Source organism: Enterobacter sp. SA187, from assembly GCF_001888805.2.
GTDB lineage: Bacteria > Pseudomonadota > Gammaproteobacteria > Enterobacterales > Enterobacteriaceae > Enterobacter_D.
Genome location: NZ_CP019113.1, coordinates 651300 through 670369, shown reverse-complemented (window position 1 = coordinate 670369; position 19070 = coordinate 651300). Strand labels below are relative to the sequence as shown.

General features: G+C 54.7%; 19 protein-coding genes. 6 read left to right on the top strand and 13 right to left on the bottom strand.

Going from position 1 to position 19070, the window contains the following annotated elements; translation table 11 throughout:
* Positions 1-23: 23 nt before the first annotated feature.
* The 13 genes from BMF08_RS03310 to msrP form a co-directional block, all read right to left on the bottom strand.
* Positions 24-2084, bottom strand: coding sequence for a putative bifunctional diguanylate cyclase/phosphodiesterase (locus tag BMF08_RS03310; protein WP_072569518.1), 2061 nt, complete (start codon positions 2082-2084; stop codon positions 24-26).
* 159 nt (positions 2085-2243) lie between these two features.
* Positions 2244-2408, bottom strand: coding sequence for a DUF2556 family protein (locus tag BMF08_RS03305; RefSeq protein ID WP_072569519.1), 165 nt, complete (start codon positions 2406-2408; stop codon positions 2244-2246).
* Between the two features lie 164 nt (positions 2409-2572).
* Positions 2573-2869 (bottom strand): DNA-binding transcriptional regulator Fis, encoded by a 297-nt coding sequence (fis, locus tag BMF08_RS03300; RefSeq protein ID WP_003855228.1) that lies wholly within the window; start codon positions 2867-2869, stop codon positions 2573-2575.
* 25 nt (positions 2870-2894) lie between these two features.
* Positions 2895-3860, bottom strand: coding sequence for a tRNA dihydrouridine synthase DusB (dusB, locus tag BMF08_RS03295; RefSeq protein ID WP_072569520.1), 966 nt, complete (start codon positions 3858-3860; stop codon positions 2895-2897).
* A gap of 353 nt (positions 3861-4213) precedes the next feature.
* Complete coding sequence (locus BMF08_RS03290) at positions 4214-4954, bottom strand: carbonic anhydrase (protein ID WP_072569521.1); 741 nt, start codon at positions 4952-4954, stop codon at positions 4214-4216.
* Positions 4955-5111: 157 nt separating this feature from the next.
* Positions 5112-5993, bottom strand: coding sequence for a 50S ribosomal protein L11 methyltransferase (gene prmA, locus BMF08_RS03285; protein WP_072569522.1), 882 nt, complete (start codon positions 5991-5993; stop codon positions 5112-5114).
* An 11-nt stretch (positions 5994-6004) separates the two neighbouring features.
* Positions 6005-7456: a sodium/pantothenate symporter gene (panF, locus tag BMF08_RS03280; RefSeq protein ID WP_072569523.1), complete on the bottom strand. Its 1452-nt coding sequence runs from the start codon at positions 7454-7456 to the stop codon at positions 6005-6007.
* Entirely contained in the window at positions 7446-7688 is a 243-nt protein-coding gene (locus tag BMF08_RS03275) for a YhdT family protein (RefSeq protein WP_072569524.1), read from the bottom strand. Before BMF08_RS03275 ends, panF begins: the two co-directional genes overlap by 11 nt.
* Before the next feature lie 101 nt (positions 7689-7789).
* On the bottom strand, positions 7790-9139 hold the full coding sequence (gene accC / locus BMF08_RS03270; protein WP_072569525.1) for an acetyl-CoA carboxylase biotin carboxylase subunit: 1350 nt from the start codon (positions 9137-9139) through the stop codon (positions 7790-7792).
* Positions 9140-9149: 10 nt separating this feature from the next.
* Positions 9150-9620 carry an acetyl-CoA carboxylase biotin carboxyl carrier protein gene (gene accB / locus BMF08_RS03265; RefSeq protein WP_072569526.1) on the bottom strand — a complete coding sequence of 157 codons (471 nt, stop codon included), beginning with the start codon at positions 9618-9620 and terminating at the stop codon, positions 9150-9152.
* A 21-nt stretch (positions 9621-9641) separates the two neighbouring features.
* On the bottom strand, positions 9642-10094 hold the full coding sequence (aroQ, locus tag BMF08_RS03255) for a type II 3-dehydroquinate dehydratase (RefSeq protein ID WP_072569527.1): 453 nt from the start codon (positions 10092-10094) through the stop codon (positions 9642-9644).
* A gap of 234 nt (positions 10095-10328) precedes the next feature.
* Positions 10329-10928, bottom strand: a complete 600-nt coding sequence (msrQ, locus tag BMF08_RS03250; protein WP_072569528.1) for a protein-methionine-sulfoxide reductase heme-binding subunit MsrQ — start codon at positions 10926-10928, stop codon at positions 10329-10331.
* The gene (gene msrP, locus BMF08_RS03245) at positions 10929-11930 is read right to left on the bottom strand and encodes a protein-methionine-sulfoxide reductase catalytic subunit MsrP (protein ID WP_072569529.1); all 1002 of its coding nucleotides are present in this window, start codon (positions 11928-11930) and stop codon (positions 10929-10931) included.
* A 182-nt stretch (positions 11931-12112) separates the two neighbouring features.
* Between msrP and csrD the strand changes: the two genes are divergently transcribed.
* The 6 genes from csrD to rng all read left to right on the top strand — a co-directional run bounded on the left by csrD (position 12113) and on the right by rng (position 19018).
* Positions 12113-14053, top strand: a complete 1941-nt coding sequence (gene csrD, locus BMF08_RS03240; protein ID WP_072569530.1) for an RNase E specificity factor CsrD — start codon at positions 12113-12115, stop codon at positions 14051-14053.
* A 307-nt stretch (positions 14054-14360) separates the two neighbouring features.
* On the top strand, positions 14361-15404 hold the full coding sequence (gene mreB, locus BMF08_RS03235; protein ID WP_006818047.1) for a rod shape-determining protein MreB: 1044 nt from the start codon (positions 14361-14363) through the stop codon (positions 15402-15404).
* A 68-nt stretch (positions 15405-15472) separates the two neighbouring features.
* Positions 15473-16468 (top strand): rod shape-determining protein MreC, encoded by a 996-nt coding sequence (mreC, locus tag BMF08_RS03230; RefSeq protein ID WP_072569531.1) that lies wholly within the window; start codon positions 15473-15475, stop codon positions 16466-16468.
* Entirely contained in the window at positions 16468-16956 is a 489-nt protein-coding gene (gene mreD, locus BMF08_RS03225; RefSeq protein WP_072569532.1) for a rod shape-determining protein MreD, read from the top strand. Before mreC ends, mreD begins: the two co-directional genes overlap by 1 nt.
* 9 nt (positions 16957-16965) lie before the next feature.
* The gene (locus tag BMF08_RS03220; protein WP_072569533.1) at positions 16966-17559 is read left to right on the top strand and encodes a Maf family protein; all 594 of its coding nucleotides are present in this window, start codon (positions 16966-16968) and stop codon (positions 17557-17559) included.
* Positions 17549-19018: a ribonuclease G gene (rng, locus tag BMF08_RS03215; RefSeq protein WP_072569534.1), complete on the top strand. Its 1470-nt coding sequence runs from the start codon at positions 17549-17551 to the stop codon at positions 19016-19018. The genes BMF08_RS03220 and rng overlap by 11 nt, the downstream gene beginning before the upstream one ends.
* Positions 19019-19070 lie beyond the last annotated feature (52 nt).

Sequence of the window (19070 nt, the reverse complement as noted above, 5' to 3'; positions counted from 1 at the left end):
CTGGTTCACAGGCCGGGGCTTTTTTATTCGCCAGTACGACCCAACTGTGCGGCTTCCTGAGCGGAAACCGGCCTGCCGAGCAGAAAACCCTGCAGAGTGTTGCAGCCCAGTTCTGTCAGGAAGGTCTGCTGCGCCTCGGTTTCCACACCTTCTGCGACAATTTTCAGATCCAGCGTTTTCGCCAGCGCTACAATGGCTGAAACGATGGTCGCATCATCGCCGTCACCGTTAAGCTCCTTCACAAAAGCACGATCAATTTTGAGTTCGCAGGCGGGCAGACGTTTCAGATACAACAGGCTGGAGTAGCCGGTACCAAAATCATCAATGGACGCTTTGACTCCGGCATGCGTAAGCTCCGTCAGAATACGCACGCTCTCTTCCGGATTGCTCATCGCCGTGGTTTCGGTGACTTCAAGGATCAGATCCTCCGGCGCCACCTGATAGCGTTGCAGGCAGTCCATCACGTGTTCCACCAGTCCGGGTTGCTCGAATTGCAGGGTGGATAAATTGACCGCCATCGACCATGAGGTATTCCCCAAGAGATGCCATTCCCGCAGCTGCCGGCAGGCCTCATCGATCACCCAATTGCCGATAGGAATGATCAGCCCGGTCTTTTCGGCCAGTGGAAGAAATACGTCAGGGGTTAACAGACCGCGCTTACTATGCTGCCAGCGCAGAAGCGCTTCAAAGCCGACCACCGGTCCGGTGGGGGCATGGAATTTAGGCTGATAAACCAGACGTAGCTCGTTACGCTCCAGCGCCTGCCACAAATCATTGACCAGTTGTAACTGCGCCTGCGCCAGCGTATTCATTGACGGCTGGAAAAAATGATACCCGTTACGCCCCATGCGTTTAGTGTGATACATCGCCGCATCGGCATTGAACATCAACTCGCGCTCATTTTCACCATCGTGAGGAAAAAGAGCGATACCGACACTGAGTGTGACCACCATTTCATAGGGATCAAGAGTAAAAGGACGATCAACCGCCCGTACCAGTTCACTGGCAAGCGACGCGGCTTCGTCCGGCGCGCTGACTTCAGCCAGCAATACAAATTCATCGCCGCCAATACGCGCCAGGGTGTACTGGCCTTTAAGCGGATGCTTCAGGCGTTCGGTAACGGCGATCAGCAACCGATCCCCCACGTCGTGACCATAGGCATCGTTCACCGCTTTAAAGCCGTCCAGATCCATAAACATCAGGGCAAAAAAGCTCCCTTCACGTCTCGCCTTGCGGATCGCCTGATCCAGACGGTCTTCCAGCAATACGCGGTTAGGTAAACGGGTCAACGTATCATGGAGCGCCAGTTGCGCAAGCTCGCGGTTGGCCTCTGCAAGCGATAAGGCAAGCAGAGAAGTGCGCGCCTGTAGTCGTGCATCCAGCATCGAGACCAGCAGCGTGATCCCCAGAATGGAAAGTGCGACAACGCTGACAAGAACCGCCAGCCAGTTGCCGTTAACGCCATCATGCATCATCGGGTGCTGATGCGGGAAAATCGCCGCCCGCATGCCGGTATAGTGCATCCCGGCAATGGCCAGCCCCATCAGAATGGCAGCGCCCGCGCGCATTTGCGCAACCTGTGCCGCTTCATGGCGCAAACGGAAAGTCAGCCACAGGGCAGCCCAGGAGGCGACAAACGCAATCACCAGCGACAGGACAACCCAGCGCATATCCCAGACGATCGCCGGTGAAACCTGTAACGCCGCCATACCGGTATAGTGCATGGCGGAGATGCCCGCGCCCATCACCAGCGAACCCGGGAGTAAACGACGCTGATGCAGGTTGGGTTTGCTTACCAGCCACAGCGCAAACAGGGAGGCACTAAAGGCGATCAGCATTGACAGGGCGGTCATGCCGGGGGCGTAGTTCATGTGCATGGTGAGTTCCATCGACAGCATGCCGATGAAGTGCATCGCCCAGATGCCGATCCCCATGGAGAAACTCCCGCCGATAAGCCACACCCATGCGGTTTTGCCCTGGCTGCTGGTCACGCGTCCTGCCATATTAAGTGCGGTATACGCGGCGAGAATGGCCACGACAAAAGAAATTACAACCAGGACATGGTCGTATTGGCTTACCAGCATGATGTCATCAACTCGTTTACGCTAAGGCGTCGTATTTTGTCTACAGAACAGGCGGAAAGGGCGAGACATTATCATTGTCTGCAAAGGGCGCAAAGGGATTTAAATCCATGATATTAAGAGGGGATAACGACAGTTTCGCTTAAAATCGCCGACGATCAATTACTCCAGCTCGGAACAGTTCACCAGCTTTAACGGATTAACGGAGTTCATGTTGCGGCATTTATCCACTTCAGTGGTGACCAGCTCAACCCAGAACATTAACAGCCCGTCAAACAGGAAAACGGTGACGGCAAATACAATCAGCCAGCCATATTTACGCAACATATTGTTTGTTCACTCTTTCGCCGATTTGGTGCTGGAAATATACACGAAATCCCGGCTAATGAAAGAATGACAAGCAGGGTTTTTTACCGCTGTTTCAGGCAATAAAAAAGGCGCTTCCCCATGCCGGTAAGCGCCTTTTTAAACAAGCAATCAACTGATTAGTATCAGTTCATGCCGTATTTTTTCAATTTCTTACGCAGAGTGCCACGGTTGATGCCCATCATCAGAGCAGCGCGCGTTTGGTTACCGCGGGTGTATTGCATCACCATGTCCAACAATGGCTGTTCAACTTCAGCCAATACCAGCTCATACAGATCACTCACATCCTGACCATTCAGTTGAGCAAAATAGTTCTTCAGTGCCTGTTTTACCGAGTCACGCAGAGGTTTTTGAGTTACCTGGTCCTGAGAGTTAACGGTAGAAACGGTCAGTACGTCAGAATTTACGCGTTGTTCGAACATAGTTCTGTCAGCTCTTTATTTCTGTTTACGCAAAATTTTCGAAGTATGCCTCCAACGCCTCCAGCTGTTCGCTGGCGTCTTCAATGGCGTTGAATGTGCGCCGAAACTGGTCATCTGGAGCGTGCTCCTGGAGATACCAGGATACGTGTTTCCGCGCAATTCGATAACCCTTTGCCTGACCGTAAAAGTCGTGCAGTTCCCGAATATGCGCACAAAGCAAGCGCTTCACCTCTGCCAGAGGCAGGGGAGGAAGCAGCTCCCCAGTGTCCAGATAGTGCTGGATTTCCCGAAAGATCCAGGGTCTTCCCTGAGCCGCGCGACCTATCATCAGAGCATCAGCCCCTGTATAGTCGAGCACAGCTCTGGCTTTAAGCGGGTCAGTAATGTCGCCATTCGCGATAATCGGAATGGAAACTTTCTGCTTAACTGCCCGAATACTGCTGTATTCCGCGTCTCCGTTGAACAAACAGGCGCGAGTGCGTCCATGAATGGTCAGAGCCTGGATACCACAATCTTCAGCCAGTTGGGCAATTTCTACGCAGTTACGGTGTTCTGGCGCCCAACCCGTGCGAATCTTGAGCGTAACAGGAACGTCCACAGCCGCTACCACCGCAGTCAGGATAGACTTCACCAGATCTGGATGCTGCAAAAGGGCTGAACCTGCCAGCTTGCGATTCACCTTTTTAGCCGGGCAACCCATATTAATATCAATAATCTGGGCACCGCTTTCCACGTTGATACGTGCGGCTTCCGCCATTTCTTCAGGTACGCTACCAGCGATCTGCACTGTACGAATACCCGGCTCATCAATGTGCACCATACGTAAGCGTGATTTATCACTTTCCCAGACCTGAGGGTTAGATGACATCATCTCGGATACGGTAAGTCCCGCTCCCATCTCGTAGCACAACGTCCTGAATGGCCTGTCAGTGATGCCAGCCATTGGCGCTGCGATCAGGCGATTTCTGAGCTGGTGGTGTCCGATTCGCATGAGTTAAGAAATGACCATACTGTGACTGCAAGGCGGCGTATATTACGCATTTTTTGCACGAGATGAAAGGCCAAACTTTGAACAATCCACTGTTGCAGATCATTGAATCCGCTATTCATATTGGATTTATCAATAAATTATCATGCGAATCATTGAGTTATGTTAATAGTAATAATTCATGACGTAACTAAAATTCCTTAAATACAGTGAATTTTGCCGCTAAAAAACGGCGGGTTATCTGGTAACTTGCTGTTTTTATAGACACTTCAACTCCAGTAATGCGATCTACCTCTCGTTTTTTTCTGCTCATAAAAGCATCGTTACGCGGTACGGGTTCACGCAATAGTGTGTCGTTATTCGATGATCACCCGACCGTGTCCCGGCTGTACGGGACGATTATTTTCATGAGGTAAAACGCGGGTCAGCGTCTTCAGTTGTTCCTCTGAAAGCGAAAGCGGCTCTTTCATAACCAGCCAGCGCACGCCTTCCGTACAGGGCGGCGTGGTGAGCGATCCGCTATAGCGATAGTACGTTGTGCGTGCAGGCAGCAGTTTTTTGATGTCGACATCCTGAGTAAGCGCCACGCTCTCGTCCGCCTCGCGCGGCATTTCATACCACAGCTTCTGGAGTTCATTGTTTGGCTTCCCGGTGGTAAACATGACGGCCACGACCGCCGTCTCACCTTGCGCGTTCTGGTGCACCAGATGCATCTCCAGCGGGTAATGCTTACCACCAACCGTATTTTCCGACGGCGCATGGAAATGCAGTTGCCGGAGCAGGAACAGCTCGCCGTCTATTTTCACGCTGTTTTTGTTACCGTCGGCAAAGTTGGCCATCACCGTAAAGCCTTCATGGCTGAGGCTTATCGGGCTTTGCGGATAACGTGGTTTTAGCGGCATAAGACGGGTTTTCATGACCGCTGTAATATCGACAGGCGACTGGTTCATCCCTTTGCTGCACATAAAATAGTCCGGATTCAGTTCTCCCCAGTACGCCGGGGCGCTTTCTCCTTCATAACTCCATTCGTTTGCGGTGGCGCAGGTCGACAGCAGACCCAGCGCTAATAAAGTCACGCCGCGTAATCCGGTGCTCATAATATTCATCCTATGAATAGTTAATCCCAAAAAAGATATTAATTTTCAATGAATTGAAAGGAAAATTATAAGCTTATTGGCGGCTGAATAAACGACAAAAAATGGGGCAGGCAGGAGAAAAGCGCAACGCAGCAGAAAACTGCGTTGCGGCAGGGACTTATTTTTTACGACCGGTAATGCGGCACCACTCTTCTTTTTCCACGACGGGATCAAGCGAGAACAGATCGGCATAGGCATCACAAACGCTTTCCGCCTGGCTGGCCAGAATACCGGAAAGGCCCAGCAGACCGCCTTCAACAGGCAGTACGCTGATCAGCGGCGCCAGTTCACGCAGCGGGCCGGCGAGGATATTCGCCACCACCACATCGGCTTTCATGGTCGCTGGCTGGTCCTGCGGCAGGTACAGCTCCAGACGATCGGCCACGCCATTACGTTCGGCGTTATCACGGCTGGCCTGAATGGCCTGCGGATCGATGTCGATACCAATGGCTTTCGCCGCGCCCAGTTTCAGCGCCGCAATGGCGAGGATGCCGGAGCCGCAACCAAAATCGATCACCGTTTTACCGGTCAGATCCAGGCCATCCAGCCATTGCAGACACAGCGAGGTCGTAGGGTGAGTGCCGGTACCAAAAGCCAGGCCCGGATCCAGCATCACATTGACGGCGTTCACGTCCGGGACATCGCGCCAGCTCGGGCAGATCCACAGGCGCTCACCGAAACGCATCGGGTGGAAGTTTTCCATCCACTCGCGTTCCCAGTCTTTATCTTCCAGCTGTTCAATTTTGTGCGCAAAACCCGCGCCCAGCAGCGGATGCAACGCAAGCAGTGATACCACCTCGTTCATGTCCGTTTCGGCATCAAACAGGCCGATGACGTCCGTGTCACCCCACAGGCGGGTTTCGCCCGGCAGCGGCTCAAACACCGGCGTATCGTGCGTGTCCTGGAAGGTGATAGAGACGGCGCCAGCTTCGAGCAGCGCATCGCTCAGCGCTTCGGCATTCGCCCCGGTTGTATTCAGTTTCAGTTGGATCCACGGCATGGCAAAACTCTTTATTTATCAGATGTAATAACGTGACCTTCCGCAACCGGGCGACCAAACAGGTTCCCGATCAGAAACGCCAGCAAACTCAGTAACAGCGACGGAACAATCGGGTGGAAGCCCAGATATTGTATTTTAAACGTCGCCAGCACGGCATAGAGCACACCGCCCACAATCATCGCGCTAAGCGCCCCGGCCGCATTGGCCCGCTCCCAGTAGAGGCCCAGCACCAGCGGCCACAGGAATACGGCTTCCAGCCCGCCAAAGGCCAGCAGGTTAAGCCAGATGATCATCTCTGGTGGACGCCAGGCCGCCAGCAACAGCAAGACGCCAAGGATCAGCGTGATCGCCGAGGACATTTTCTTCAGCCGCTTTTCATTATTGATCTGCGCCGGATAGAGATTCAGGTAGAGATCTTTAATGATCGTAGCGGAACTTTGCAGCAACTGTGCGTTGATCGTCGACATGATCGCCGCCATTGGTGCCGCAAGGAAGATCCCCGCCGCAAAGGGCGGCAACACTTTCATCATCAGCGTTGGGATCACCAGGTCCGGCACGATCAGATCGGGGATCACCGCCCGGCCCAGTGCGCCCGCCAGATGCATGCCCAGCATCAGGATCGCCACCACAATGGTGCCGATGATCATACCGCGATGCACCGCTTTGCTGTCTTTATAGGAAATGCAGCGCACCGCCGTATGCGGCAGGCCGATCACCCCAAAGCATACCAGCACCCAAAACGAGGTCATAAAGGTAGGGGTGAGAATATCCTCAGCGCCATGAGGGGACACCAGTTTCGGATCGAGGCGTTGCAGCGTATCGACGGCGTTACCCAGTCCGCCAGCGGCATGCACCACGCCGACCAGTAGCACGATAGTGCCAATCAGCATCACCATGCCCTGGAGGGTATCGTTGAGCACGCTGGCGCGGAAACCGCCGTAGGCGGTATAGAGCGCAATGCTGACGCCAAAAATCAGCAGCCCGGTTTCGTAAGGAATACCGGCCGCCGTTTCCAGCAGACGCGCGCCGCCGATAAACTGCACCGCCATCGCGCCCACAAAGGCGACCAGCAGGCTGATACTGGCCAGCCATACCAGCAGGCGGCTCTGATAGCGGCCAAACAGCATATCGTTGAGCGTCACGGCGTTATAACGACGCGCGAGGATCGCGAATTTTTTGCCCAGAATACCCAGCGACAGCCAGACGGCAGGCAACTGGATCATCGCCAGCAGCACCCAGCCGAGACCATATTTGTAAGCCGCCCCCGGCCCGCCAATAAATGAACTGGCGCTAATGTAGGTGGCGGTCAGCGTCATTGCCAGCACGATCCCGCCCATGGAGCGGCTGCCGAGAAAATACTCGTTAAGGAATGAGCCGGCGGCGCGCTTGCGCATGGCATAGACCGACAGGCCAAAAACCACCAGCAAATAGGCGACCAGTGGCAGAATGACTTCAAGCTGCATCGTCGTCCTCCAGGGAAATATCCCGGTAGATAAATTTCACCATCGCCCAGCACAGCAGGATAAATACCAGCGGCAGCAGCAGACAGGACATTTCAAACCAGTGTGGCAGTCCGGTGAACCCGGTCATATCTCCCGGTAAGTAAGCGGTCACTAACCAGGCGGCGAGATAAAGCAGCGTAAGCCAGAGCGCCCAGCGGGCCTCTTTGTGCGCCTGAACGAAACGTGTATCCATTATCGTCCCTCGGGGATCAGAAAGGCGGGGATTGTACCGCAAGAGCGAAAAAGAGAATAAAAAAAAGGCCGGAAATCCGGCCTTTTGCTGCGAGCGCTTAATTACTTCTCATGAAGACCGAGCTTCTTCTCCAGATAGTGGATGTTGGTGCCACCGTGCTGGAAGTTCTCGTCATTCATGATGCGGGTTTGCAGATCAACGTTGGTTTTAATGCCGTCGATGATTAGCTCCTGCAACGCATTTTTCATGCGGGCAATGGCCACGTCGCGGGTTTCACCGAAGCAGATCAGCTTACCGATCATGGAGTCATAATACGGCGGTACGGTATAACCGGCGTAAATATGCGATTCCCAGCGCACGCCAAAACCGCCTGGCGCATGGAAACGGGTGATTTTGCCCGGGCTTGGCAGGAAGGTGTTCGGATCTTCGGCGTTAATACGGCACTCGACCGCATGACCCTGAACCCTGACGTCTTCCTGTTTGATGGACAGCGGCTGACCTGCGGCAATGCGCAGCTGCTCTTTGATCAGATCCACACCGGTGATCATCTCTGTTACCGGATGTTCAACCTGAATACGGGTGTTCATCTCAATGAAGTAGAACTCGCCGTTTTCGAACAGGAACTCGAAAGTACCCGCGCCACGGTAGCCAATGTCAATACAGGCTTTGGAGCAGCGTTCGCCGATGAATTTACGCAGTTCCGGGGTAATGCCCGGCGCTGGCGCTTCTTCAACGACTTTCTGGTGGCGACGCTGCATGGAGCAGTCACGCTCGGCCAGATAAATGGCGTTACCCTGACCATCTGCCAGCACCTGAATTTCGATGTGGCGAGGGTTTTCCAGGTATTTTTCCATGTACACCATGTCGTTGCTGAATGCCGCTTTCGCTTCAGCTTTGGTCATGGAGATGGATTGCGCCAGTTCGGCATCACCGCGTACCACGCGCATACCGCGACCGCCGCCGCCGCCGGACGCCTTGATGATCACCGGGTAGCCAATGCGTTTAGCATGGGCACGGTTAGCATCCATATCGTCGCCGAGCGGGCCGTCAGAGCCTGGTACGGTCGGCACGCCTGCTTTCTTCATCGCGGTGATCGCCGACACTTTGTCGCCCATCAGACGAATAGTGTCAGCTTTCGGGCCGATAAAGATAAAGCCAGAGCGCTCAACCTGCTCAGCAAAGTTGGCATTCTCTGAAAGGAAGCCATAACCCGGGTGAATCGCTGCCGCGCCGGTGATTTCAGCCGCGCTGATGATCGCCGGAATATTCAGGTAGCTTTTTACGGACGGTGCCGGACCGATACAGACCGTTTCGTCCGCCAGTAATACGTGTTTTAAATCGCGATCCGCTGTTGAGTGCACGGCGACAGTCTTGATGCCCAGTTCTTTACAGGCACGCAGAATACGCAGAGCAATCTCGCCGCGGTTGGCAATGACAATTTTATCCAGCATGTTCGCCTCGTTATTCGATGACGACCAGAGGCTCGTCAAATTCTACCGGTTGGCCGCTTTCTACCAGAATGGCTTTCACCACGCCGGATTTGTCAGCTTCGATCTGGTTCATCATTTTCATGGCTTCAACGATGCACAGGGTGTCGCCCGCATTCACTTTCTGGCCCACTTCGATGAACGCTTTTGCGTCCGGGCTTGGGGTGCGGTAGAACGTCCCGACCATCGGGGAACGTACGATGTGGCCACTGATTTCTGCTGCTGCCGGCGCTTCCATTGTTGGGGTGGCGGCAGGTGCAACAGCGTTAGCCAGGGCTGGCTGTTGCATCATCGGTGCGGCATAAGCCTGCTGCATCATGGGATAACCCACGTTTGGCGCAGCACGGCTGATACGAACAGACTCTTCGCCTTCAGAAATTTCCAGTTCGGAGATGCCTGATTCTTCAACCAGCTCGATCAGTTTTTTAATCTTACGAATATCCATGAGTGGGTTCCGTACTCTTGTTTAGTGTGATTGTGACAGGCGTTTTACCGCCGTCTGTAAAGCGTATGAATAACCGTCAGCGCCAAATCCGCAGATGACGCCAGCAGCGATATCGGAGAGATAGGAGTGATGGCGGAACGGCTCACGCGCATGCACGTTGCTCAGGTGGATCTCGATAAACGGGATACTCACGGCGAGCAGGGCATCACGCAGGGCAACGCTGGTGTGCGTAAACGCGGCCGGATTGATCAGGATATAGTCGACATTGTCTTTAGCCTGATGAATGCGGTCGATGAGTGCATACTCCGCGTTGGACTGTAAATGCGAAAGAGACACGTTGAGCGCTTCGGCTTCCTGGCTTAAAGAAGTAACAATTTCGTTAAGCGTCAGGGTACCGTACTTCTCCGGCTCGCGCGTTCCCAGCATATTCAGATTAGGGCCGTTTAAGAGCAAAATGTGCAACTTGTCCACCATTGTGCTGCTATCTCCTGCAATACTTCGGTAAAAAACAAAATATACCTTCATTGCCCGGTTGTCACCTTTTCAGAGTCCTAAAAACCCTGTCGGCAAAACCAAAGTCGCACATTATAACGATTTCGTAGCATTTGGCAGCTAAATACTGGTCTTATCAGGGAAGATTATCAACCGCTATCCAGGAAATGACAGCGGATGACAGAAGAACTGCGGGAAAGTGCACAGAACCGTGCACTATTGCCACCATTGACGGAACTTCTTGTAACGCCACGCCAAAAGCACCAGCGCGGCTACCGCATAGAGTACCGGCTGCGGGGATAATACCTTCACCGACCACAGATAATGAATGGGCGCGAGGATCGCCACAAGATAAACGAAATTGTGCAGACGTTGCCAGTTTCTGCCCAATTTTCGCATCATGGCCTGTGTGGAGGTCAGCGCCATCGCCAGCAGGATCAGCCAGCTGATACCGCCGAGCGTCAGATAAGGACGGGATATCAGCTCCTGGCCCAGCAGACCAAGATTATTAATCCCCAGCTCCAGCATGACGTAACTCACCAGATGCAGACTGGCCCAGGTAAAACACCAAAGCCCCAGCAGGCGGCGGGTGCGGATCAGCAACGGTTGTCTGGCGTAACGCGCCAGCGGCGTTACCAGCAGCGAGCCGAGCAGAAACTTTAACGCCATCCTGCCGGTAAAATGCTGAATATCTTTCGCCGGATCGGCGCTGAACCAGCCCTGGCTCGCCGCCCAGAACAGCCAGAGCAGCGGCAACAGTCCGGCAAGATGCAGTACACATTTCAGCCCCGTCACCTGTTTCGCCGTCAGACGCATTTAAAAATTCTCCCGCAAATCCATGCCCTTATAGAGCGACGCGACTTCATCGGCATAGCCATTAAACAGCAGCGTCGGCTGACGATTCACGTCCAGCACGCCGCCGGAACCAATAAAGCGTTCAGTGGCCTGCGACCAGCGCGGATGATCGACATGCGGGTTCACATTGGCAAAAAAGCCATATTCATTGGGTGCCGAAAGATTCCAGGTAGTGGGAGGACGCTCACGGGTCAGTTTGATGCTGACAATGGATTTAATGCCTTTAAAGCCATATTTCCATGGCACGGTCAGACGTACCGGCGCACCGTTTTGCGGCGGCAGCGCTTTACCGTACACGCCGACGGTTAACAGGGTCAGCGGATGCATGGCTTCATCAATACGCAGCCCTTCAACATAGGGATATTTCAGGCCGCCGCCGATAAAGCGATCTTTCTGGCCGGGCATCTCGTCCGGGGAATATAAAGTTTCAAACGCCACGTATTTTGCGTTGCTGGTGGGCTCCACCAGCGCGAGTAGCTTATGCAGCGGGAAGCCGATCCACGGCACCACCATCGACCAGGCCTCCACGCAGCGCATGCGGTAAATTCGCTCCTCAAGGGGGAAGCGCGTGGTCAGCGCATCGTGATCGAGGGTCAGCGGCTTTGCCACTTCGCCGCTGATGGTGAGCGTCCAGGGATCGGTTTTCATGCTGCCGGCGTTAGCCGCCGGATCGGCCTTATCGAGACCAAATTCGTAAAAATTGTTGTAACCCGTGACTTTTTCTTCAGGCGTCAGAGAAAGTTTACTCTGCCATTCATCAGGTTTATTAAAGTTCAGCGGTTTCCCGGCGGGGGCTTTTGGCCGGTCATTGCCCTTAAACCAGCTGAGCAGATCGGCCTGCGCCGCAGAGGAAAGAGAAAGGGCGGTAGCGCTGATGCCCAGCGTTTTTAATACCTGACGCCGTTGCAGCATAAATACCGATTCTGCCGTGACATCTGCTTCTGTTAGTTTTCGTGGTTTCATCTCATCCTCCGTCTGCTTTATATAAGCATGACGGATGAGTTGCGCCAGCGCGAGTGTGTTACCAAAATTTGCCTGCTCACTTTTGTTTGATAGTATCCCGTTTCCTGCTGCAAGTTAGCGCTTACTCTACACTATGTCATGACGGCACAAAGCGCCCTTCAACCAACGGAGTTAACTCAGGGATGCGATTAACGACGAAATTTTCAGCCTTTGTCACTCTGCTTACCGGGCTGGCAATATTTGTCACCCTGCTAGGTTGTTCCTTCAGCTTTTACTCTGCCATTCAGAACAAACTCAGCAACCGGGTGCAGTCGGTGGCCGCCATTATTGATAGCCGTCTCGTCTCAACGCCGGTAAATGTTCTCAGCGCCCAACTTAATGAAATCATGGTGCCGGTGGATATTGCGCGCATCGTTATCCGGCAGGGCGATCATACGCTGGTCAATCAGACCGCCAAAGATGTCTATCGTCCGCAGGGCAGCACCACGCAATACCGTGAAATCACCATCCATTCGCTGAAAAATCCAGGTACGACCATTTCAATGACTTACCAGGATCCGATGGTGAACTATTTTCATTCCCTGCTGGCGACCGCGCCCTTAACCCTCGCCATCGGTTTTATGGTGATCATTATTTTTCTGGCGGTGCGCTGGCTACGCCGCCAGCTCGCCGGACAGGAGCTGCTGGAAAACCGCTCAGTAAAAATCCTCAACGGGGAGCGCGGGCCGCAGGTGCGCGGAAACGTGCATGAATGGCCGTCGCGCACCAGCAGCGCGCTGGATGTGCTGCTGACGGAGATCCAGACGGCGGCGGATCAGCGCAGCCATATGGATACCCTGATCCGCGCGTACGTTGCCCAGGACACCAAAACCGGGCTCAGCAACCGGTTGTTCTTTGATAACCAGCTGGCAACGCTGCTGGACGATCAGGAAAACGTCGGGACGCACGGCGTGGTCATGCTGATCCGCCTGCCGGATTTTGATTCACTGCGCGATAAATGGGGCGCAGCCGCCACCGAAGACAACCTGTTTGTGCTCATTAATTTGCTTTCCACCTTTATGCTGCGCTATCCCGGCGCGCTGCTGGCCCGCTATCAGCGCAATGACTTTGCCGTATTACTCTCGCACCGCACGCTGAAAGAGTCAGAAAGTATCGCCGCCCAGTTGCTGAAATCGGTGGACGCGCTGCCGCCGTCAAAAATGCTCGACCGGGATGACATGATCCACATTGGCATTTGCGCCTGGCGCGGCGGGCAATCCACCGAACAGGTGATGGAACACGCTGAAGCGGCCACGCGTAACGCCGTATTGCAGGGCGGCAACAGCTGGGCGGTGTGGGATGATACGCTGCCGGAAAAAGGGCGCGGCAATGTCCGCTGGCGAACGCTGATCGAACAGATGCTCAGCCGCGGCGGCCCGCGCTTTTACCAGAAACCCGCGGTAACCCGCGACGGGCGCGTGCATCACCGGGAGCTGATGTGCCGCATTTTTGATGGCGATCAGGAGGTCATTCCGGCGGAATATATGCCGATGGTGTTGCAGTTCGGACTGGCGGAGGAGTATGACCGTCAGCAGATCACCCGGTTGATCCCTTTCCTGCGTTTCTGGCCGGAAGAGAGCCTGGCGATGCCCATCACGGTGGAGGCGCTGATCCGCCCCCAGTTCCAGCGCTGGTTGCGCGATACCCTGATGCAATGTGAAAAATCACAACGTAAACGGATTATTATTGAACTTGCAGAGGCAGATGTTTGTCAACACATCAGCCGTTTACAACCTGTCGTGCGATTAATGACCGCATTAGGCGCGCGAATAGTGGTCGCTCAGGCGGGTTTGACGCTGGTCAGCACCAGCTGGATCAAGGCGCTGGATGTGGAACTGCTGAAGCTCCATCCGAGCCTGGTGCGTAACATTGAGAAGCGCACCGAAAACCAGTTGTTGGTACAGAGTCTGGTGGAGGCCTGCAAAGGAACGCAAACGCGCGTTTTCGCCACCGGCATCCGTACTAAAGGGGAATGGCAGACCCTGATTGAACGCGGAGTGGCAGGCGGACAGGGGGATTTTTTTGCAGCCTCGATGCCGCTTGACACCGAAGTAAAAAAATATTCACAAAGATACTCTGTTTGACCTGCCGTTTAACGTTATTTCACGTAGAATAACGCGCGCTGTATCTTGTGGGGGTGTGCATGTCTGCCCGCCAGTTCGTGCAGTAAAAAAGCCAGTGAATGACCTTAGACTGGTTGCAAAGTGATAGCGAGGAACGCTGCGGTCTCTATCTGTCCTGAAGGAGTCAGGTCGATTTGTAACTCAAGGACACAAACTGCACTAATTTTCACCGTAGCCGTCGATTTTTGCGCCTTGTCGCTGCTGCGTGTGGTTGGTAAAGTAAGCGGATTTTATTCTTCCGCCCCAGCTTTCAGGATTATCCCTCAGTATGTTGAAAAAATTTCGTGGCATGTTTTCCAATGACTTGTCCATTGACCTGGGTACCGCGAATACCCTTATTTATGTAAAAGGACAAGGCATCGTATTGAATGAGCCTTCTGTTGTGGCTATTCGTCAGGATCGTGCTGGTTCCCCGAAAAGCGTCGCTGCGGTAGGTCATGAAGCTAAACAGATGCTTGGCCGTACGCCAGGAAACATTGCGGCTATTCGCCCGATGAAAGACGGCGTTATCGCTGACTTCTTCGTGACGGAAAAAATGCTGCAGCACTTTATCAAACAGGTGCACAGCAACAGCTTTATGCGTCCAAGCCCGCGCGTGCTGGTGTGTGTGCCGGTTGGCGCAACCCAGGTTGAGCGTCGTGCTATCCGCGAATCCGCGCAAGGCGCAGGCGCCCGTGAAGTCTTTCTGATTGAAGAGCCGATGGCTGCCGCAATTGGTGCAGGCCTGCCGGTTTCAGAAGCGACGGGTTCCATGGTGGTGGATATTGGTGGCGGTACCACAGAGGTGGCCGTTATCTCCCTGAACGGCGTGGTCTACTCCTCTTCTGTGCGTATCGGCGGCGACCGCTTCGATGAAGCCATCATTAATTATGTGCGTCGTAACTACGGCTCGCTGATTGGTGAAGCAACGGCCGAGCGTATCAAACATGAAATCGGTTCTGCTTACCCGGGTGACGAAGTGCGCGAAATCGAAGTGCGCGGTCGTAACCTGGCGGAAGGCGTGCCGCGCGGCTTTACCCTGAACTCTAACGAAATCCTCGAAGCGCTGCAGGAACCGCTGACGGGTATCGTCAGCGCGGTCATGGTTGCGCTGGAACAGTGTCCGCCGGAACTGGCTTCTGACATCTCCGAGCGCGGTATGGTATTGACCGGTGGTGGCGCGTTGCTGCGTAACCTTGACCGCCTGTTAATGGAAGAGACAGGTATTCCTGTCGTAGTTGCAGAAGATCCACTGACCTGCGTCGCGCGTGGCGGCGGCAAGGCGCTGGAAATGATCGACATGCACGGCGGCGATTTGTTCAGCGAAGAATAGTCGGTGTCAGATCCGGGGCGGCGCTATTGCCGCTTCGGTTCTGGCCGGCCTGAGAATACGCATAGCCTATGAAGCCAATTTTTAGCCGTGGCCCGTCGCTACAGATTCGCCTTATTCTGGCGGTGCTGGTTGCGCTTGGTGTCATTATCGCCGACAGCCGCCTGGGTGCGTTCAGTCAGATCCGAACGTACATGGATACCGCCGTCAGTCCTTTCTACTTTGTCTCTAACGGTCCCCGTGCCCTGCTCGACAGCGTATCGCAAACGCTGGCATCACGTGACCAGCTCGAACTTGAAAACCGGGCGCTGCGCCAGGAACTGCTGCTGAAAAACAGCGAACTGCTGATGCTGGGGCAGTACAAACAGGAGAACGCGCGTCTGCGCGAGCTGCTGGGCTCACCCCTGCGCCAGGATGAACAAAAAATGGTGACTCAGGTCATCTCGACGGTGAACGACCCTTACAGCGATCAGGTGGTTATCGATAAAGGCAGCGTGAACGGCGTCTACGAAGGCCAGCCGGTGATCAGCGATAAAGGCGTGGTCGGCCAGGTGGTGGCGGTGGCAAAACTTACCAGCCGCGTGCTGTTGATCTGCGATGCCACCCATGCGCTGCCTATCCAGGTCTTACGTAACGATATTCGCGTCATCGCGGCTGGTAACGGTTGTACCGACGACCTGCAACTGGAACACCTGCCCGCCAACACTGACATTCGTGTCGGCGACGTGCTGGTGACATCCGGTCTGGGCGGACGTTTCCCGGAAGGTTATCCGGTGGGCGTCGTCTCCTCCGTTAAGCTGGATACGCAACGTGCTTACACCGTGATCCAGGCGCGTCCGACGGCGGGTTTACAGCGTTTACGCTATTTGCTGCTGCTGTGGGGCGCGGATCGTAACGGGGCAAACCCGATGACGCCGGAAGACGTGCACCGCGTCGCGAACGAACGTCTGATGCAGATGATGCCCCAGGTATTGCCTGCCCCTGATTCGATGGGGCCGCCTGCGCCCGTGCCTGCACCGGCAACCGGGTTGCCGCAGTCTGCCGGTACAGCGCCGGGAGGACAATAGTGGGCAGTTATCGTAGCCAGGGACGCTGGGTGATCTGGCTCTCGTTTCTCATTGCGCTTTTATTGCAGATTATGCCCTGGCCGGATGACATCATTGTCTACCGGCCTAACTGGGTACTGCTAATCCTGCTCTACTGGATCCTCGCTTTACCGCACCGTGTGAATGTCGGTACAGGTTTAGCCGTGGGTGCCATACTGGATCTCATCAGCGGTTCGACGCTTGGCGTGCGGGCCCTGTCACTGAGCATTATCGCTTACCTCGTGGCGCTCAAATTCCAGCTTTTCCGTAACCTCGCGCTCTGGCAGCAGGCGCTGGTGGTGATGCTGCTTTCGCTTGCCACCGAGGTTATTGTGTTCTGGGCGGAATTCCTGGTGATCAACGTCTCCTTCAGGCCGGAAGTGTTCTGGAGCAGCGCGGTTAACGGTGTTCTCTGGCCATGGCTTTTCCTGCTGATGCGCAAAATACGCCAGCAGTTTGCGGTGCAATAAAAGGGTGTTATGACAGATCTCTATCTTGCTTCCGGCTCTCCCCGCCGTCAGGAATTGCTCACGCAACTGGGCGTCTCATTTGAACGTATTCTGCCCGGCACCGAAGAGTGCCGTCAGGCGCAGGAAAGCGCGCAGCAATATGTGACGCGTCTGGCACGGGAAAAAGCCCAGGCTGGCGTGGCGCAGGCAGCGCGGGATTTGCCAGTGCTCGGCGCTGACACCATTGTCATTTTAAATGGCGAAGTGCTGGAAAAACCGCAGGATACCTCTCATGCTGCTAAGATGTTGCATCAGCTTTCAGGGCAAACGCACCAGGTGATGACTGCCGTAGCGCTGGCCGATCGTCAGCACATTCTTGACTGTCTGGTAGTCACAGATGTGACATTCAGAGTACTCTCTGATGATGAGATCATGGCGTACATCGCCAGCGGCGAACCGATGGATAAAGCGGGCGGCTACGGGATCCAGGGACTGGGCGGCTGCTTTGTGCGACGGATTAACGGCAGTTACCACGCTGTGGTCGGCTTACCGCTGGTAGAAACCTATGAGTTGCTGAGCAATTTTAACGCACTGCGCGAGGGAAGGAATAAAGATGACGGCTGAATTGTTGGTAAACGTAACGCCTTCAGAAACACGCGTGGCGTACATTGATGGCGGCATTTTGCAGGAAATCCACATTGAGCGTGAAGCGCGGCGCGGAATAGTCGGCAATATCTACAAAGGTCGTGTGAGCCGTGTGCTGCCCGGTATGCAGGCGGCTTTTGTAGATATTGGTCTCGATAAGGCGGCGTTTCTACACGCCTCCGATATCATGCCGCATACCGAATGCGTGGCCGGGGAAGAGCAGAAAAACTTCACCGTGCGCGACATTTCAGAGCTGGTGCGTCAGGGGCAGGATCTGATGGTGCAGGTGGTGAAAGATCCCCTCGGCACCAAAGGCGCGCGTCTGACAACCGACATCACCCTGCCATCCCGTTACCTGGTGTTTATGCCGGGCGCGTCCCACGTTGGGGTATCCCAGCGTATTGAAAGCGAAACCGAGCGCGAGCGTTTAAAGCGCGTAGTGGCGGAATATTGCGATGAGCAGGGCGGTTTTATCATCCGTACCGCCGCAGAAGGCGTATGCGAAGAAGACCTGGCCTCCGATGCCGCCTACCTTAAACGCGTATGGACGAAAGTCATGGAGCGCAAAAAGCGCCCGCAGACGCGTTACCAGATGTATGGCGAACTGGCGCTGGCCCAGCGCGTGCTGCGCGATTTCGCCGACGCGCACCTCGATCGTATCCGCGTCGACTCCCGCCTGACCTTCGAAGCGTTGCTGGAATTCACCGCCGAATATATTCCGGAGATGACCAGCAAGCTTGAGCATTACAGCGGACGCCAGCCGATTTTCGATCTCTTTGACGTCGAAAACGAAATTCAGCGCGCGCTGGAGCGCAAGGTTGAACTGAAGTCCGGCGGCTATCTGATCATCGATCAAACGGAAGCGATGACCACCGTCGATATCAATACCGGGGCCTTTGTCGGCCACCGTAATCTTGACGACACCATTTTTAACACCAACACCGAAGCCACCCAGGCTATCGCCCGTCAGCTGCGGCTGCGCAACCTCGGCGGCATTATTATTATCGATTTCATCGACATGAATAATGAAGATCACCGCCGTCGCGTGCTGCATTCGCTGGAGCAGGCGCTCAGCAAGGATCGCGTAAAAACCAGCATCAACGGTTTCTCACAGCTCGGCCTGGTCGAGATGACCCGCAAACGCACCCGCGAAAGCGTCGAGCATGTGCTGTGCAACGAATGCCCGACCTGCCATGGTCGCGGGACGGTGAAAACCGTCGAAACCGTCTGCTATGAAATCATGCGCGAAATTGTCCGTGTGCATCATGCCTACGATTCCGATCGTTTCCTGGTCTATGCTTCTCCGGCGGTGGCCGAGGCGCTGAAAAGCGAAGAGTCCCACGCACTGGCGGAAGTCGAAATTTTTGTCGGCAAACAGGTCAAAGTGCAGATTGAACCGCTCTACAATCAAGAGCAGTTCGACGTAGTGATGATGTAATTCGTAGCATGCTGCGACACGATCAAGGCCTGTTGCGCGGGCTGACAAGGAG